Origin of the sequence: Bartonella queenslandensis AUST/NH15 (assembly GCF_000312585.1) — a bacterium.
Lineage (GTDB): Bacteria > Pseudomonadota > Alphaproteobacteria > Rhizobiales > Rhizobiaceae > Bartonella > Bartonella queenslandensis_A.
Map to the genome: position 1 here is coordinate 1 of NZ_HE998121.1, position 550 is coordinate 550.

Here is a 550-nt window from a genome sequence, read left to right on the forward strand (position 1 = left end):
TGCGTATATTAGGGCACAACAGGATGTTCAAAGGCAAGCCATTGAATCCCAGGAATTTAATGGACATTTGAACCAGTTTTTAGAAAGTTCTGTAAGCTCTATTAAAGATAAATATAGTGATTTTGATGCGGCGGCAGATTTTCTTTATGAGACGCGCTCGAAGGAATTAAGTGCTTGGTCTTCTCTTTATCCGAATTATGCGCAAAGGAGCACGATAGATGCGATTATAGGGGATGAGTTGCGTACGATCGTAGCGACTTGCGCCCAAAAAGGGCTCAATCCGGCAGAAGAGATCTATAGGATAGCACAAAATCTTGGTTATCAGAACCAAGGGATGCAAGCGAATAAACAGATAGCAGCCCTTCAAAGTCGACAAAACTCTGCGAGAACCTTAACGGCATCTGGTGGAGGGGGCAGTGCGGGCTCTATAAGCAAGGAAACGATTGCTAATATGTCTGAAAGAGAATTCAATGCGTGGATATCCAACCCCAAAAATGAGGCATTTTTAATGAACTCATGGGTGTGGGTATAGACTAAGCAGTAAAATATC

General features: G+C 42.7%; 1 pseudogene. It reads left to right on the forward strand.

What is annotated here, in order from left to right:
- Positions 1-537 (forward strand): annotated as a pseudogene (locus BN338_RS09570) (hypothetical protein); the annotation flags it as partial.
- Between the last annotated feature and the right edge of the window lie 13 nt (positions 538-550).